Origin of the sequence: Actinomadura rubteroloni (assembly GCF_002911665.1) — a bacterium.
GTDB classification, from domain to species: domain Bacteria; phylum Actinomycetota; class Actinomycetes; order Streptosporangiales; family Streptosporangiaceae; genus Spirillospora; species Spirillospora rubteroloni.
Genome location: NZ_MTBP01000002.1, coordinates 639,923 through 653,525 on the forward strand (window position 1 = coordinate 639,923; position 13,603 = coordinate 653,525).

Genomic DNA, 13,603 nt, shown 5'->3' on the forward strand with positions numbered 1-13,603 from the left:
CAACTTAGCCAAGGCTAACCTCACCGCGTCAAGAAGTGGGCATCGTGAGCTACGCCACCCGAGGGAACTTCGCCCGCGTCAGCGCGGCTGGTCGTGCAGCCCGATCGTCAGGTTGCGGGCGGCCATCGGCGGCCCGCCCGGCTGCGGCTCGGTGTACTGCACGTTCTGGCTGTGGTGGGAGTAGTTCTGCTGGTGCTGCGGCGGCTGCTGCTGCGCGGGCGGCGCGCCGTGCTGCGGCTCCGCCCACACGGCCGTCCCGTACGCGCACACCTCGTGGCCGCCGCCCGACAGCGGGACCGTCTCGAAGCACATGCCGACGACCGCGTTCGCGCCCTTGCGGTGCGCGTCCTCGGCCAGCCGCTCGACCGCCGCGCGGCGCGTCCCGCCGAGGCCCTCCCCCGCGACGCGGAACGTCGCGCTGCTCGGGGAGCCGGGCGGCGGCGTGGGGGCGCCCGGACCGTGATCGACGTGGACGGACGTCCCCAGCGCCTCGCCGAGCACGTTGCGGATGACGTAGCCGGCGAGCCCGTCGGTCGTGACGATCAGCATGCGCCCACGGTAATCCCTCCCGGAGCGCATCGCCATGCTGGGACGGGTTCGTGCCGCAGTCGGCCAGGTATCGGCGGGAACGGTCCCGGCCCGTCCGGCGCCCGGACGGGCCGGGCCGTCACTCCAGGTACTCGCGCAGAAGCTGCGCGCGGGACGGGTGGCGCAGCTTCGCGAGCGTCTTGGACTCGATCTGCCGGATCCGCTCGCGCGTCACCCCGAACTCCCGGCCGACCTCCTCCAGCGTGCGCGGATGCCCGTCGGCCAGCCCGAACCGCAGCCGGATCACCCGCTGCTCGCGCTCGGACAGCGTCTGGAGGATGTCGCGGAGCTGGTCCTGGAGCAGGATGAACGCGGCGGCCTCGATCGGGACGACGGCGTCGGAGTCCTCGATGAAGTCGCCGAGGTCGGAGTCCTCCTCGCCGATGGGCGACTGGAGCGACACCGGCTCCTGCGAGATCCGCTGGATCTCCGCCACCCGCGCGGGCGGCAGCCCCATCTCCCGGCCGATCTCCTCGTGCGTCGCCTCCCGGCCGAGTTCCTGGTGCAGGGCGCGCTGCACCCGGACGAGCTTGTTGATCGTCTCGACCATGTGCACCGGAATACGGATCGTCCGCGCCTGGTCGGCTATGGCGCGGGTGATCGCCTGCCGGATCCACCAGGTGGCATAGGTGGAGAATTTGAAACCCTTTGTGTAGTCGAATTTCTCGACCGCGCGGATGAGCCCGAGATTCCCCTCCTGGATGAGGTCGAGGAACAGCATTCCCCGCCCCACGTACCGTTTCGCGATGGAGACGACGAGCCGCAGGTTCGCCTCGGTCAGCCGCTGTTTCGCCCGGTTGCCGTCCCGGGCGAGCTGCTGGAGTTCCAGCCGTTCCCCGGGGGACGCGACGGCGATGTGCGCCAGCTTGTCCGCGGCGAACAGCCCCGCCTCGATCGACTTCGCCAGTTCCACTTCCTCTTCCGCCGTCAGCAGCGGAACGCGGCCGATCTCCCGCAGGTAGATCCGGACCAGGTCGCTGGTCGGCGCCCGTCCGTCGCTCGCGCGCGGTGCGTCCTCGACGTCCGGCGGGGCTTCGAGGACGTCCACCCCCTGTTCCGCGAGCAGGCGGACGACGCGCTCCAGCGAGTCGTCCGGCAGTTCCGAGCGGTCGATCGCGGCGGCGACGTCCTCGACGGTGATACCGCCCTGTTCCCTGCCGCGCGCGACGAGATCCGCCACCTGGTCGAGAGATGGCGCTTCGCCAGTCAGCACCGAAAGGCCCACACCTCTAGTCTGCGCGATGAAGGGGCCAGATCACAGGACCCATTTCGGAGTCCCTTGCCTTACTGGCTTCCAAGCCCGCGCTCGCGCAACACCCGTCTCTGCTGCTCAAGCGCCACAAGATCACCGAAGAGGCGGTTGTAATCGTCGGGACGCTCGACCGGATTCAGCCGCCCGAGTTTAGCCTTGACGTCCGCGATCTGCCGGGTGAGCTGGCGTTCCTGAATTCGGGCCAGCAGCTCGGTGGCATATCGGTCACCCGAATCCTGGGAGCTGTGCACGGGCTCCACCGCGAGCTGCGTGATCAGCCCTCTGACCTGGTCGTTCGGCGCGATGTCGCGGAGCCGGGCGCCCCAGTCGGCGGGGTCGGCGGCGGCGGCCGAGCCGCCCGCGGTCGCGATCACCGCGCGCACCGCCTGGTGCGGCGGGGCGAGGAACGCGTCGGCGGGGAGCCCGTCGAACAGCGGGCCGAGCACCGCCGGGCGCTGGAGCGCCAGCTTCAGCAGCTCCCGCTCGCGCAGCACCTCGGGATCGTTCGGGTCGTACTCGGGACGCGGCGGCGGGGGCGCGGCGGCCGCCTCGGGCGCACGCGCCGCCCGCGCGTTCTCCCGCACCGACAGCTCCCGGACGCGGCGCATCACGAACTGCTCGTCCATGATCCCGAGCCAGCGGTCCAGGCTGACCGCGTACATCTGGCGCAGCGACCGGTCCTTGATGCCCGCGACGATCGGCGCGGCGGCGTCCAGCGCGGCGAGCCGCCCCTCGGCCGTGTCCAGGTCGTACTGCTCGATGCGGGCGCGGACGGCGAACTCGAACAGCGGCGTCCGGGACGCCACCAGGTCGCGGACGGCCGCGTCGCCGTGCCGGATCCGCAGGTCGCACGGGTCCAGGCCGTCCGGCTGGACGGCCACGAACGTCTGCGTGACGAACTTGTGCTCGTCCTTGCTGGCCCGCAGCGCGGCGTTCTGGCCCGCCGAGTCGCCGTCGAAGGTGAAGACGACCTCGCCGCGGAACTCGTCCTGGTCCATGAGGAGGCGCCGCAGGATCTTGATGTGCTCGTCGCCGAAGGACGTCCCGCAGGTCGCGACGGCGGTGGTGACGCCCGCGAGGTGGCACGCCATCACGTCGGTGTAGCCCTCGACCACGACGGCCTGGCGACGGCGCGCGATCTCCTTCTTGGCCAGGTCGGCGCCGTACAGCACCGAGCCCTTGTGGAACAGCGGCGACTCGGGGGTGTTGAGGTACTTCGGGCCCTCGTCGTCGTCGAACAGCTTGCGCGCGCCGAACCCGATGACGTCGCCGGACAGGTCCCGGACGGGCCAGATGAGCCGTCCCCGGAACCGGTCCATCGGCCCGCGCCGGCCCTCGCGGACCAGCCCGCCGCCGATCATCTCGCGGTCGGTGAAGCCGTGTCCGCGCAGGTGGCGGACCAGGGCCTCCCACTCGCGGGGCGCGAACCCGACCCCGAACCGCGCCGCGTCGGCGGCCTCGAAGCCGCGCTCGGACAGGAACCGGCGGCCGATCTCGCCCTCGGGCGACGTGAGCCGCTCGGCGTAGAACTCGGCCGCGACGCGGTGCGCCTCGATGAGCCGTGCGCGCTGCCCGCCGTCCTGCCGCTGGGTGTAGCCGCCCTCCTCGTAGCGGAGGCGGATGCCCGCCTTGCCCGCGAGCCGTTCGACGGACTCCCCGAACGACAGGTGCTCCATTTCCTGGACGAACTTGATGACGTCGCCGCCCGCGCCGCAGCCGAAGCAGTAGTACAGGCCGCGTCCCGGCGTCACGTTGAACGACGGGGACTTCTCGTCATGGAACGGGCACAGCCCCTTGAGGTTGCCGCCGCCCGCGTTGCGAAGCTGCAGATGCTCCCCGATCACGTCGGCGATCGACGACCGCTCGCGAACGAGCGCGATGTCCTCATTGCGAATCCGGCCTGCCACGACCACGGAGTCTAATGTCGCGCGCCGACACTCCCGCCCGTCCGCTCGTGATTTCAGAGACTCGTCCGGTACGCCTCCAGCCGTTCCGTGAGCTCGGCGGGCCGGGCCAGGGCGGGGAGGTGGCCGCCGTCCATCTCGTCCGGGACGATCCCGAGCCGCTCACCGACGACGCGGCGCTGGAACGCGGCCGGGAACAGCCGGTCGTCGCGGCAGAGCAGGAACCGCGTCGGGACGTCCGGCCAGCGCTCCAGCGGCCACGGGTCGCGGAACGGCCGTCCGGCCTGGCCGCGCTCGGGCCGCGCCAGCGCCTCGGCGCGCACCTCGGGCGGGAGGTCGTGCAGGAAGCCGGTCTCGACGTCGAACGGGGCGTCCGGGTCGCGGCCGGCGCGTTCGTCCGACTCGCGCCGCGCGGCGGGCTGGCCGGTGTTGTCCCACCACTCCCCCGCCGTCTCCCCCGGCGCGGGCACCATCGCCGCGACCAGCACCATCAGGTCCACCGGGACGCGCTCGCAGACGAGCGGCGCCGTGAAGCCCGCCATCGACTGCGCGACCAGGACCAGGCCGGTGCGGTCGCCGACGGCGTCCACGACCGCGTCGGTGTACGCGGCGAGGCCCGCCGTCTCGTCGTCGCACGGCAGGTCCGGCGCCACCACGTCGTGGCCGCGCTCCCGCAGCAGCGGCGCGACCCGGTTCCAGTACCAGGAATCGGTTCCGGCGCCGTGGATCAGTACGTAGGTCGTCATCTTCACTCCTTACCCTGCCTCTCACGACCTTCCGGCGGGCCGAAATTCATCGCCGGGCACCCGAATGACGGTCGTGTTTCCGATGTGAAAAGCCTGTTAAATAGGCGATCGCGCCATTCCGCCGCAGGTCAGCGCACACTAGCGTCGGGCGGGTGCTGATCTCACCCCACGAGCAGGAGCGCCTGCTGATCCATGTGGCCGCGCGCGTGGCCCGGGAGCGTCAGGCGCGCGGGCTGCCGCTGAACCACCCCGAGGCCACCGCGATCATCGCCGTCCACCTGCTGGAGGGCGCCCGCGACGGACGTTCGGTGGCCGAGCTGATGGAGTCCGGCCGGACGGTCCTCACCCGCGACGACGTGATGGAGGGCATCCCGGAGATGCTCGACTCCGTCCAGGTCGAGGCGACGTTCCCCGACGGCACCAAGCTCGTCACCGTCCACCGTCCGATCCCGTGAGGAGCGCCGGCGTGGTTCCAGGAGAGATCGTGACGGGCGACGCGCCCGTCGAGCTGAACCCCGGACGCCCCCGGGTGACGCTCACCGTGACCAACACCGGCGACCGGCCCGTCCAGGTCGGCTCGCACTACCACTTCGCCGCCGCGAACCCGGCGCTGGAGTTCGACCGGGACGCGGCGCGCGGCACCCGGCTGGACGTCCCGGCGGGCACGGCCGTGCGGTTCGAGCCGGGCATGACGGCCGAGGTCGCGCTCGTCCCGCTCGGCGGGCGCCGCGTCGTCCCGGGCCTGCGCGCGGGCGGTGGCCTGGATGGCTGAGCTGACGCGCGCCCGCTACGCCGAGCTGTACGGCCCGACGGCCGGGGACCGGATCCGGCTCGCCGACACCGACCTGTTCGTCGAGGTCACCGAGGACCGCAGCCGGGGACCTGCGGGCGCGGGCGACGAGGCGGTGTTCGGCGGCGGCAAGGTCATCCGCGAGTCGATGGGCCAGGCCACGGCCACCCGCGCCGAGGGCGCGCTGGACCTGGTCATCACGGGCGCGGTCGTCCTCGACCACTGGGGGATCATCAAGGCCGACGTCGGGATCCGCGACGGACGGATCGTCGCGCTCGGCAAGGCCGGCAACCCCGACACGATGGACGGCGTCCACCCCGATCTCGTCATCGGCCCGACCACCGAGGTCCTCGCGGGAAACGGGAGGATCCTCACGGCGGGCGCGGTGGACTCGCACGTCCACCTCATCGCCCCGCAGCTCCTGCCCGAGGCGCTCGGCGCGGGCGTGACGACGCTGATCGGCGGCGGCACGGGGCCGGCCGAGGGCACGAAGGCCACGACGGTCACGGGCGTCTGGTACCTGCACCGAATGCTGGAGGCGCTGGACGGCTGGCCCGTCAACGTCGCGCTGCTCGGCAAGGGCAACACGGTGTCGGCGGACGCGCTGTGGGAGCAGCTCCGCGCGGGCGCGTCCGGGTTCAAGCTGCATGAGGACTGGGGATCGACGCCCGCCGCGATCGACGCGTGCCTGCGCGTCGCGGACGCGTCCGGCGTGCAGGTCGCGTTGCACTCCGACACGTTGAACGAGGCCGGATACGTGGAGTCGACGCTCGGTGCGATCGCCGGACGGTCCATCCACGCCTACCACACCGAGGGCGCCGGGGGCGGGCACGCGCCGGACATCATCACGGTCGCGTCGCATCCGAACGTGCTGCCGTCCTCGACGAACCCGACGCGCCCGCACACCGTCAACACGCTGGACGAGCACCTCGACATGCTCATGGTGTGCCACCACCTGAACCCGTCGGTGCCCGAGGACCTGGCGTTCGCCGAGTCCCGGATCCGGCCGACGACGATGGCGGCCGAGGACGTCCTGCACGACCTCGGCGCGATCTCGATCATCGGCTCGGACTCGCAGGCGATGGGACGGATCGGCGAGACCGTCCTGCGGACCTGGCAGACCGCGCACGCGATGAAGCGGCGGCGCGGGTCGCTGCCCGGCGACGGCCCGGCCGACAACCTGCGCGCCCGCCGCTACGTCGCCAAGTACACGATCAACCCGGCGATCGCGCACGGCCTGGACGGCGAGATCGGGTCGGTGGAGCCCGGCAAGCTGGCCGACCTCGTGCTGTGGGACCCGGCGTTCTTCGGCGTCCGGCCGCACGTCGTCCTGAAGGGCGGCATGATCGCCTGGGCGGCGATGGGCGACGCGAACGCCTCGATCCCGACGCCGCAGCCGCTGCTGCCGCGTCCGATGTTCGGCGCCGCCCCCTCGGCCGCCGCCGCGACGTCCCTGCACTTCGTGTCGCCCGCCGCGCTCGACGACGGCCTCGCCGAGCGGCTGCCCGCGGTGCGGCGCGCGTTCGTGCCCGTCAAGGACACGCGGCGGCTGGGGAAGACCGATCTGCCGCTGAACGACGCGCTGCCCGACATCCGCGTGGACGCCGACACGTTCACCGTCACGATCGACGGCGAGGAGATCGAACCCGCGCCCGCCGCCGAGCTGCCGATGGCCCAGCGGTACTTCCTCTTCTGATGGACGCCGCCCTCCTGCTGCTCGCCGACGCCCGCCTCCCGGCCGGCGGCCACGCCCACTCCGGCGGCGTGGAGCCGGCCGTCACGGCGGGCGCGATCACCGACGTTCCCGGGCTCGTCGCGTTCCTGCGCGGACGCCTGGCGACGTCCGGCCTGGTCACCGCCGCCCTGGCCGTCGCCGCGAACACCCACGCCGCCGGCGCGGACGCAGGTGGCGGGTGGGCGGTGCTGGACGGCGAGGCGGACGCGCGGACGCCGTCCCCGGCGCAGCGGCGCGCGGCGCGGGCGCAGGGGCGGTCGCTGCTGCGGGCGGTGCGGACGGCGTGGCCGTCGCCGGTGCTGGACGCGCTGGTCCCGGTCGGGCCGCACCATCCGGTCGTGCTCGGCGCCGCGACGGCGGTGGCGGGCGGCGGGCCGCGCGAAACGGCGTCGGTCGCGGTGTTCGGCGCGGTGAGCGGCGGGGCGTCGGCGGCGGTCCGGCTGCTCGGCCTCGATCCGCTCGCCGTCCACGCGGCGCTGGCCGGGCTCGCGGACGTGATGGACGCCGTGGCGGCCGAGGCCGCCGGATACGCCGGGCGGCCGTGGGCGGAGCTGCCCGCCGCGTCCGCTCCGGTGCTCGACCTGGACGCCGAACGGCACGCGCGCGCGAATCTGCGGCTTTTCGAATCCTGAAGGAGGACGTTATGGGCGGCCATTTCGGACACGGACACGACGTCCACGACGCGGCGCCGACGCACGGGCGTGCCTTGCGGCTCGGCATCGGCGGGCCGGTCGGCAGCGGCAAGACCGCGCTGACCGCCGCGCTGTGCCGGGCGCTGCGCGACGAGCTGGACCTCGCCGTCGTCACCAACGACATCTACACGACCGAGGACGCCGACTTCCTGCGGCGCGAGGCCGTGCTGTCCGACGACCGGATCACGGCCGTCCGGACGGGCGCGTGCCCGCACACCGCGATCCGCGACGACATCTCCGCCAATCTGGACGCGGTGGACGCGCTGGAGGCGCGGCACCCCGGCCTGGAACTGGTGATCATCGAGAGCGGCGGCGACAACCTGACCGCGCTGTTCAGCCGGGGCCTGGCGGACCGGCAGATCTTCGTGCTGGACGTGGCGGGCGGCGACGACGTCCCGCGCAAGGGCGGGCTCGGCGTCGCCGCCGCCGACCTGCTGGTCATCAACAAGACCGATCTGGCGCCGTTCGTCGGCAGCGACCTGGACCTCATGGCCTCGGACGCGGCGCGGGTGCGCGACGGGCGTCCGGTCGTCCTCAACTCGCTGCGGACGGACCCGGCCGCGACCGAGATCGCGCGCTGGGTCCGCGCGGCCGTCGGCGCGGCGCACGCGGCGGCCTCGTGACGCGGGGTTACGCGCCGCGCGCCGCCGTGACCGCCGAGGCCGACGCGTCCGGCCGCACCCGGCTGACGCGGCTGCGCTCGGACGGGCCGCTCGCCGTCCGCGCCACGGCCGACGCCGTGTACCTGGTCGGCGCGGCGGCGAGCCCGCTCGGCGGGGACGACCTGGAACTGGAGCTGGCCGTCGGGCCGGGCGCCGCGCTCGCGATCCGGTCGGCGGCGACGACGCTGGCGCTGCCCGGCGCCGGGGAGTCGCGCATGACGGTCCGCGCGTCGGTCGGCGCGGGCGGACGGCTCGACTACGCGCCCGAGCCGACCGTCGCGGCGCGGGGCTGCCGCCACCGCGCGGCGGCCGTGGTCGAGCTGGCGGCGGGCGCCGCGCTGCGCTGGCGCGAGGAACTGGTCCTCGGACGGCACGGCGAGGCGCCCGGACGGCATGTGAGCCGGTTCGACGTGACCTGCGACGGGCGTCCGCTGCTGCGGCACGAACTCGTCCTGGACGACCCGGCCGTGTACGGGTCGGCGGCCGTGCTGGACGGCGCCCGGACGGTCGGCAGCGTCCTGCTCGTGGATGGCGGCCTGTGCCGCGAGCCGCACGCCGAGGACGGCCTCGCGGTGCTGCCGCTGGCAGGGCCGGGCGTCCTGGTCACCGCGACGGCGCCGGACTCGGCCGTCCTGCGCCGCAGGCTCCGCGCGGGCGAGGCGATCGCCCGCGCTCAGACCCCGGCCGACGCGCCCGCCGCCTCGGCGGGCACCGCCGTGCGCCCGACCGAGCAGACGTCCTCCAGCGTCCCGCTGTAGAGCGTGATCTTCCACTGGATCTGCCGCTGCTGGTCGCGCAGCTTGGCGATCTCCGCCTCGACCCGCCGGTCGTGGTCGCGCAGCAGCTCCAGCCGCGCGGCGACCGTCCCCTCGCCGCCGCGCGTCAGCTCGGCGTACCGGACCATCTCGGCGAGCGGCATGCCCGTCTCCCGCAGGCAGCGGATCATGTGCAGCCAGGTGAGGTCGTGGTCGGTGAACACGCGGCGGCCCGCCGCGTCCCGCGCGATGTCCGACAGCAGGCCGATCTTCTCGTAGTAGCGCAGCGTGTCGAGGGAGAAGCCGCTCTTCTGCGCGGTCTCACCGGGGGTGTAGGACGTCACGTGCCCACCCTTGTGCTGGAGTGCGCTCCAGGTCAAGCGGGAACGTCCCCCGGCGACGGGCTTGACCTGGAGCGCACTCCAGGTCGCAGAGTGGAGCCCGTCACCTCACGTCGGCCGTTCAGAGAGGAACGCGCATGCGCGTCGGTCTGCAAGTGCCCAGCTTCACCTCCTTCGGCGACCGCATCGGCCCCGAGTTCGCCCGCGTCGCCCGCGACGCCGACCAGGGCGGGCTGGAGTCGCTCTGGGTCATGGACCACTTCTTCCAGATCCACCAGGTCGGCGCGCCCGACGAGCCGATGCTGGAGGCCTACACCACGCTCGGCTACGCCGCCGCCGCGACCGAGCGGATCAAGCTCGGCACGATGGTCACCGGCGTCATCTACCGGAACCCCGCGCTGCTGGTGAAGACCGTCACGACGCTCGACGTCCTGTCCGGCGGACGCGCCTACCTCGGCATCGGCGCCGCGTGGAACGACGAGGAGTCGCGCGGCTACGGGTTCGAGTTCCCGCCCGTCGCCCGGCGGTTCGAGCAGCTCGAAGAGGCGTTGCGGCTCGCCCACCAGATGTGGAAGGGCGACGAGAAGCCGTTCGCGGGCGAGCACTACCGGGCGGACCGGCCGCTGAACGTCCCGGCGGCGGTGTCGCGCCCGCACCCGCCGGTCCTCATCGGCGGCGCGGGCGAGAAGAAGACGCTGCGCTTCGTCGCCAAGTACGCCGACGCCTGCAACCTCTTCGACTCCGAGGAACTGCCCCGCAAGCTCGACGTCCTGCGCGCCCACTGCGACGCCGAAGGACGCGACTACGCCGACATCGAGAAGACGTCCCTCACGGTCACCGACGGCTCGGTGCAGAACGCCGTGGACACGATCGGGCGCCTCGCCGAGGCCGGCGTCGACCACGTGATCTTCTCCCAGGGCACCGGCCAGGACCTCGCACCCGTCCTCGCCGAAGCGCACGCCCAGGTCGAGGACATCGTCCCCGCCGGCCGCTGAACCACCGGCCCGCCCGGCACCGGGAGCGTCAGGACGTGCGGGCCGGCGGACGGTTCCGGGTGGGTACCCCGATCCGGTTGAACGCGTTGATCAGGGCCACCGCCCCCACCAGCGCGCCGAGCTCCTTCTCGTCCAGGTGCCGGGCGGCCTCGTCCCAGACGTCGTCCGGGACGCCGTCGTCGCCGAGGCGGGTCGCGGCCTCGGTGTAGGCGAGCACCGCGCGTTCCCGCGCGTCGAACAGTTCGGACTCGCGCCAGACAACGAGCTGGAACAGCCGGTCGTCGCTCTCGCCCGCCTCCTTCAGTTCGCGGACGTGCATGTCCACGCAGAACACGCACTGGTTGATCTGCGACGCGCGGAGTTTGGCCAGGTGGTAGAGCCGGTTGTCGAGCGGTCCGTCGAGCAGCGCCCGGTCGGCCTGGATGAACGCCCGGTACACGTCGCCCGCCGCGTGTCCGAAATCGAGCCGTCGTCCCATCGTTCTCCTCCTTCAAGGGGGTCTCACCATGGAGACGACACGGCCCGCCCGAACGTGAGGTCCCTCAGCGAAAAAGGTGCCGGAGCTTCGCGGGGTTGAGGACGCGCCGGTAGGCGACGATCCGCCCGTCCGCGACGGTGACCGTGTCGACGCCGACCACGCGCCCGTCCCGGACGATGACGAACCCGGGCTCGCCGTTGATCTCCGCCGGGCGCAGCAGCAGCGTGTTGCGCCGCGCCACCCGCACGAGCACCCGCGCGACGCGCTCCGTCCCGGAAATGACCTTGCGGGCGGCGAACAGGCCCTCGGCGGCGCCGCCGTCGGTGGTCAGGGTCGCGTCCGGGTCCAGCAGCGCGAGCATCGCGGCCTCGTCGCGGTTCTCGTACGCCGCGCGGAACCGCGCCAGCACCCGGTCGCGCTCGGCGGCGGGCGCGGCCGGACGGTGCCGCGCGCCGACCTTGCGCCGGGCGCTCGCGGCGAGCTGCCGGCACGCGGCGGCGGACCGTCCGAGCACCGCGCCGATCCGCGCGTGATCAATCGCGAACGCCTCGTGCAGCACGAACGCGACCCGCTCGGCCGGCGTCAGCTCCTCCAGGACGACGAGCATCGCGGTGCCGACCGTCTCGTCCAGCAGGACGGGTTCGGCGGCGTCCGGCCCGGTCAGCAGGGGTTCGGGCAGCCACGGCCCGACGTAGTCCACCCGGCGGGCGCGGGCGGACGTCAGCACGTCCAGGGCGCGGCGCGCGGCGACGGTGACGAGCCAGGCCCGCAGGTCGCGGACGTCGCCGAGGTCGCGGGACGCGGCGCGCAGCCAGGTGTCCTGGACGACGTCCTCGGCGTCCGCGACGCTGCCCGTGATGCGGTACGCGGCGCCGAACACGGCCGGACGGTGCGCGGGCCAGTCCCGTTCCAGCCGCGGGTCCGTCACACGACGGCCGGAGTGAAGATCCATTTCCGGTAGGACCAGTAGCGGAACCAGGAGCCGAGCGCCATCCCGGCGACGAGCGCCGCGTTGTACGAGACGCTGCCGTGCAGGTTCAGGACGTAGTAGGTGAAGCCGGTGCAGAGCACCTGGATGACCATGCCGACGCCGTTGAGGCCGAAGAAGAGGGCGAACTCGCGTCCGGTCCCGTCACTGTCACGGTGGCGGAAGGTCCAGTGCCGGTTGAGCACGTACGACGTGATCGTCGAGGCGACGGTCGGGACGATCACGCTCGTCAGCGGCCCGCCGCCGAGCACGTGGCGCAGCAGGTTCGCGCCCCCGATGGTGATCACCGTGCCCAGGAACCCGACGAAACCGAACGTCAGGAGTTCGCGGGCGAATGTCCGGTAATCGGACAGCGTTTTGACCGTTTTGACCGGTCTCGAACGCTGCAGAGTGCTCACTCGCCCAGACCTTACCCGAGCGCCACATGTGCACGAGCGGTTACCCCGGGGAAAAAACGATCAGTACGGAAGGTCACCGGCCGGCGGACGACACGGCTCCGGCGAGCACCGCGATCGTCCCCGCCAGCACCACCGGGACGCCCAGCGCCCACCCCAGCCCGACCCCCTCGGCGACGAACCCGATCACCGGCGGGCCGCCCAGCAGCCCGAGATAACCGAGCGCCGTCACCCGCGAGATCCCGGCCGCGGCGGGCACGCCCGGCAGGTTGCCCGCCGCGCTGAACGTCACCGGGGCGACCACCGCGACGCCCAGCCCGAACAGGGTGAACCCGGCGACCGCCGCCACCGGATCCCGCGCCAGCAGGCCCGCGCCGAGGCCGCAGGCCGCGACCAGCGAGCCGGCGCGCAGCACCGCGACCGCGCCGAAGCGCGCCACCACCCGGTCGCCCGCGACGCGGCCCGCCGTCATCGCGACCGCGCACCCGGCGTAACCGAGGCCGGCCGCCCCGGGGCCCGTCCCGAGCGTCTCGCGCAGGTAGACGGCGCTCCAGTCGCCCATCGCGCCCTCCCCCACGAACGAGCAGAGCGCGATGACACCGAGCATGAACAGCGCCGCCCGGTGCGCCCGCACCGAACGCGGCGGGCCGGACGCCACCGAGGGCACCTCGGCGGAACGGTCCAAAAGCGGACGGCAGAACGTCCAGAGCAGACAGAGAACGACCGCCGACGCCACCGCCAGATGCACGGGCACGGGCACCCGCGCCTGCGCGGCGGCCGACCCCGCGAGCGCCGACGCCAGCGCCCCGACGCTGTAGGACCCGTGCAGCCCCGACATGATCGGCCGCCGGTACGCCCGCTCGACCGCGACACCCTGCGCGTTCATCGCCACGTCCATCAACCCGAGCGACGCGCCGAACAGCAGCAGCGCGGCCAGCAGCCACCCGAGGTTCCCGCTCAGCGCGACCAGGAACGGGGCGACCGACGCGACCGACCCGGCCCCGAGCACCACCGCCCGGCTCCCCCACCGCGCCACGCACCAGCCCGCCGCCCGGACGGCGCACGCCACCCCGAGCGGCGCGCCGAGCAGCGCCACGCCGAACACCCCGGCGCCCAGCCCGAGGTGCTCCTTGATCTGCGGGATGCGCGGCAGCCACGCCGCCGAGATCAGCCCGTGGACGGCGAACGCCGAGGTCACGGCGCCGCGCGCCCGGCGCGGCACCGCCTTGGAGATCGCCCGGGCCACCATCGTGACCGACGGTACCCGCCCCGGGAAACGGCG

At 73.4% G+C, this 13,603-nt stretch carries 16 protein-coding genes; 7 read left to right on the top strand and 9 right to left on the bottom strand.

Going from position 1 to position 13,603, the window contains the following annotated elements:
• Positions 1-78: 78 nt before the first annotated feature.
• The 4 genes from BTM25_RS14455 to BTM25_RS14470 form a co-directional block, all read right to left on the bottom strand.
• Positions 79-549 carry a YbjQ family protein gene (locus BTM25_RS14455; RefSeq protein ID WP_103563425.1) on the bottom strand — a complete coding sequence of 157 codons (471 nt, stop codon included), beginning with the start codon at positions 547-549 and terminating at the stop codon, positions 79-81.
• A gap of 118 nt (positions 550-667) precedes the next feature.
• The gene (gene rpoD, locus BTM25_RS14460) at positions 668-1,801 is read right to left on the bottom strand and encodes an RNA polymerase sigma factor RpoD (RefSeq protein WP_103563426.1); all 1,134 of its coding nucleotides are present in this window, start codon (positions 1,799-1,801) and stop codon (positions 668-670) included.
• Between the two features lie 71 nt (positions 1,802-1,872).
• Positions 1,873-3,747 (bottom strand): DNA primase, encoded by a 1,875-nt coding sequence (gene dnaG, locus BTM25_RS14465; RefSeq protein ID WP_103564636.1) that lies wholly within the window; start codon positions 3,745-3,747, stop codon positions 1,873-1,875.
• Between the two features lie 53 nt (positions 3,748-3,800).
• On the bottom strand, positions 3,801-4,490 hold the full coding sequence (locus tag BTM25_RS14470; RefSeq protein ID WP_103563427.1) for an alpha/beta fold hydrolase: 690 nt from the start codon (positions 4,488-4,490) through the stop codon (positions 3,801-3,803).
• 152 nt (positions 4,491-4,642) lie between these two features.
• Between BTM25_RS14470 and BTM25_RS14475 the strand changes: the two genes are divergently transcribed.
• Genes BTM25_RS14475 through BTM25_RS14500 form a run of 6 tightly spaced genes read left to right on the top strand, consistent with a single transcriptional unit; the run spans position 4,643 to position 9,127 of the window.
• The gene (locus BTM25_RS14475; RefSeq protein WP_103563428.1) at positions 4,643-4,945 is read left to right on the top strand and encodes an urease subunit gamma; all 303 of its coding nucleotides are present in this window, start codon (positions 4,643-4,645) and stop codon (positions 4,943-4,945) included.
• An 11-nt stretch (positions 4,946-4,956) separates the two neighbouring features.
• Positions 4,957-5,262 carry an urease subunit beta gene (locus BTM25_RS14480; RefSeq protein WP_103563429.1) on the top strand — a complete coding sequence of 102 codons (306 nt, stop codon included), beginning with the start codon at positions 4,957-4,959 and terminating at the stop codon, positions 5,260-5,262.
• Positions 5,255-6,976 (top strand): urease subunit alpha, encoded by a 1,722-nt coding sequence (locus BTM25_RS14485; RefSeq protein ID WP_103563430.1) that lies wholly within the window; start codon positions 5,255-5,257, stop codon positions 6,974-6,976. The genes BTM25_RS14480 and BTM25_RS14485 overlap by 8 nt, the downstream gene beginning before the upstream one ends.
• Positions 6,976-7,647: an urease accessory protein UreF gene (locus BTM25_RS14490; RefSeq protein WP_103563431.1), complete on the top strand. Its 672-nt coding sequence runs from the start codon at positions 6,976-6,978 to the stop codon at positions 7,645-7,647. Before BTM25_RS14485 ends, BTM25_RS14490 begins: the two co-directional genes overlap by 1 nt.
• Before the next feature lie 11 nt (positions 7,648-7,658).
• Positions 7,659-8,330, top strand: coding sequence for an urease accessory protein UreG (ureG, locus tag BTM25_RS14495; protein ID WP_103563432.1), 672 nt, complete (start codon positions 7,659-7,661; stop codon positions 8,328-8,330).
• The gene (locus BTM25_RS14500; RefSeq protein WP_103563433.1) at positions 8,327-9,127 is read left to right on the top strand and encodes an urease accessory protein UreD; all 801 of its coding nucleotides are present in this window, start codon (positions 8,327-8,329) and stop codon (positions 9,125-9,127) included. Before ureG ends, BTM25_RS14500 begins: the two co-directional genes overlap by 4 nt.
• On the opposite strand, the gene BTM25_RS14505 is transcribed toward BTM25_RS14500, so the two are convergent.
• A complete protein-coding gene (locus BTM25_RS14505) occupies positions 9,043-9,468 on the bottom strand; it encodes a MerR family transcriptional regulator (protein WP_103563434.1) in 426 nt (141 codons plus the stop codon). The genes BTM25_RS14500 and BTM25_RS14505 overlap by 85 nt on opposite strands.
• Positions 9,469-9,602: 134 nt before the next feature.
• On the opposite strand from BTM25_RS14505, the gene BTM25_RS14510 reads away from it, so the two are divergent.
• Entirely contained in the window at positions 9,603-10,460 is an 858-nt protein-coding gene (locus tag BTM25_RS14510; RefSeq protein WP_103563435.1) for an LLM class F420-dependent oxidoreductase, read from the top strand.
• A 28-nt stretch (positions 10,461-10,488) separates the two neighbouring features.
• Here BTM25_RS14510 and BTM25_RS14515 read toward each other — a convergent pair whose 3' ends face one another.
• From BTM25_RS14515 to BTM25_RS14530, 4 genes are all read right to left on the bottom strand, one after another.
• Positions 10,489-10,938, bottom strand: coding sequence for a carboxymuconolactone decarboxylase family protein (locus BTM25_RS14515; RefSeq protein ID WP_103563436.1), 450 nt, complete (start codon positions 10,936-10,938; stop codon positions 10,489-10,491).
• A gap of 64 nt (positions 10,939-11,002) precedes the next feature.
• Entirely contained in the window at positions 11,003-11,866 is an 864-nt protein-coding gene (sigJ, locus tag BTM25_RS14520) for an RNA polymerase sigma factor SigJ (protein WP_235828412.1), read from the bottom strand.
• Positions 11,863-12,324 carry a GtrA family protein gene (locus BTM25_RS14525; protein WP_235828413.1) on the bottom strand — a complete coding sequence of 154 codons (462 nt, stop codon included), beginning with the start codon at positions 12,322-12,324 and terminating at the stop codon, positions 11,863-11,865. The genes sigJ and BTM25_RS14525 overlap by 4 nt, the downstream gene beginning before the upstream one ends.
• A gap of 73 nt (positions 12,325-12,397) precedes the next feature.
• Complete coding sequence (locus BTM25_RS14530; RefSeq protein ID WP_103563438.1) at positions 12,398-13,570, bottom strand: MFS transporter; 1,173 nt, start codon at positions 13,568-13,570, stop codon at positions 12,398-12,400.
• Between the last annotated feature and the right edge of the window lie 33 nt (positions 13,571-13,603).

Coding starts and splice junctions, on each gene's coding strand:
- BTM25_RS14455 (WP_103563425.1), bottom strand. CDS start 549: ATGCTGATCGTCACGACCGACGGGCTCGCCGGCTACGTCATCCGCAAC.
- BTM25_RS14470 (WP_103563427.1), bottom strand. CDS start 4,490: ATGACGACCTACGTACTGATCCACGGCGCCGGAACCGATTCCTGGTAC.
- BTM25_RS14485 (WP_103563430.1), top strand. CDS start 5,255: ATGGCTGAGCTGACGCGCGCCCGCTACGCCGAGCTGTACGGCCCGACG.
- BTM25_RS14490 (WP_103563431.1), top strand. CDS start 6,976: ATGGACGCCGCCCTCCTGCTGCTCGCCGACGCCCGCCTCCCGGCCGGC.
- ureG (WP_103563432.1), top strand. CDS start 7,659: ATGGGCGGCCATTTCGGACACGGACACGACGTCCACGACGCGGCGCCG.
- BTM25_RS14510 (WP_103563435.1), top strand. CDS start 9,603: ATGCGCGTCGGTCTGCAAGTGCCCAGCTTCACCTCCTTCGGCGACCGC.
- BTM25_RS14515 (WP_103563436.1), bottom strand. CDS start 10,938: ATGGGACGACGGCTCGATTTCGGACACGCGGCGGGCGACGTGTACCGG.
- BTM25_RS14530 (WP_103563438.1), bottom strand. CDS start 13,570: ATGGTGGCCCGGGCGATCTCCAAGGCGGTGCCGCGCCGGGCGCGCGGC.